This is a genomic window from Pseudonocardia sp. SID8383 (assembly GCF_009864975.1).
In the GTDB taxonomy this organism is placed as follows: domain Bacteria; phylum Actinomycetota; class Actinomycetes; order Mycobacteriales; family Pseudonocardiaceae; genus Pseudonocardia; species Pseudonocardia alni.
Genome location: NZ_WWFY01000893.1, coordinates 1 through 1,598 on the forward strand (window position 1 = coordinate 1; position 1,598 = coordinate 1,598).

Annotated in this window: 2 protein-coding genes; both read right to left on the reverse strand. The window is 76.5% G+C overall.

Annotation, left to right across the window (positions count from 1 at the left end):
• A partial coding sequence (locus tag GTW08_RS21515) for a DUF6541 family protein (protein WP_346009951.1) occupies positions 1–303 on the reverse strand: 303 nt, incomplete at its 3' end.
• A 134-nt stretch (positions 304–437) separates the two neighbouring features.
• Positions 438–1,598 (reverse strand): DUF6541 family protein (locus tag GTW08_RS21520; RefSeq protein WP_161152444.1); only part of this gene is annotated, 1,161 nt, incomplete at its 5' end.

Genomic DNA, 1,598 nt, shown 5'->3' on the forward strand with positions numbered 1-1,598 from the left:
CCGCCAGCCCCGGTGCAGCGCGCTGCCGGCCGGGCGGCGGGCGACGAAGGCCCGGAACAGCCCGCCGAGCAGCGCGAGCACGACCGCGACGCCGAGCGGCACCCACGGCCCCCAGCGCACCCCCACGAGCGGCGCGAGCACGGCCGAGGACGAGACGACCGCGGTCGACACCAGCGGGGACAGGCCCCCGGCGGTGATCCCGCGGACCCCGCACGCCCGCAGCACGAGCAGACCGGGCCCGACCACCCAGAACACCGCGACGAGTGCGGTGGGCAGCGCGGACAGCCAGGTGGGTCCGGCCATCGAGGTCGCGCTCCTCTCCCGGCGCCGAACCCGGAGCCGTCGACGACCCACCGGACCCGATTCCCCGGCGCTGGCCGGTCTCGGAGACTACCGGCGGTCGTACGGCCCCGCCGGTCCCGTGCCCGACCGGGTGATCAGGACCCGACGACCCGGCCCGCGTCGCAGGCGGTGATGCGCCACAACGCGTTGTCGCCGTCGCGGGCGAGCAGCTCGAACCCGTCGGCGTCGGCGAGGTCGTCGAGCCCCGGCCACTGCGTGGCCAGCGGGTCGGGCTGCCAGAACGTGGGCGGCGCCGTGATCACGTAGCCGGTGCCGGTCTCGGCGACGGCCGCACAGACCGCCGGGTCGTTCGAGGCGTCCCGCAGCCGCTCGGCGATGATCCGCTGGTCCGGCGACCACACCCCGGTGAGGTGCGGGAACAGCACCTGACGGTCGGTGAGCGGCCACAGCATCGCGGTCCCGGCCCACGGGTTCTGCGCCACCACCGCGTCCGACGGCAGCAGGTCGCCCGCCTCGCGCAGGAAGCGGGCCTGCTCCGGACCGACCAGCACCTCCTCCGGGGTCTGGTAGATCGCGGCGAGCGAGTCGATGTGCGAGCGCTGGTAGAGCCCGCCCGAGGTGACGACGACGGCGATCACCCCGATCGCGACGAGCACCGCGGCCCGGGGCCGGGGCAGCCCGGCGACGGCGGGCGCGGCCCGGGTGAGGCGGTCCCGGACCAGGCAGGCGAGGCTGCGGGCCAGCGAGCACAGCGCCACCAGGCCGAGCGCGGCCAGCGGGGCCGCGGTCACCGGGACGAGCGCGGCGATCCGGGGCGAGTCGTTGTACCAGACCCCGGTCCACACCGAGGACCACGTGGTGGCGCCGACGACGTAGAGCGTGCAGACGAGCAGGTGCGCCGGGACCAGCCAGGACGTGCGGGCCCGGCGCAGCGCCCACACCGCCCCGGCCACCGTGAGGACCGCGATCGACCAGGCCGGGGCGTTGTCCTCGGGGTTGTGCAGCACCGCGTTCCACACGGCGTCGGTGACCGAGACCTCCGGCTCCCAGTAGTAGCCGCGGATCCCGTCGAGGGCGGGGGAGACGAACATGAACCAGGCGACGCCGCCGAGCGCGGCGAGCACGACCGGTACCGCGACGACCGCGCGCACCGTGGGCCACACGCCGCCGCGCAGCCCGCGGCGCACCGCGCCCGCGAGGCCCCACAGGATCGGCGGTACCGCGACGACCACGGCGCCGAACAGCGCGTTCGGGTGCGCGAACCCCAGCGCGACGACGGCGGCCCCCGCCGGGAA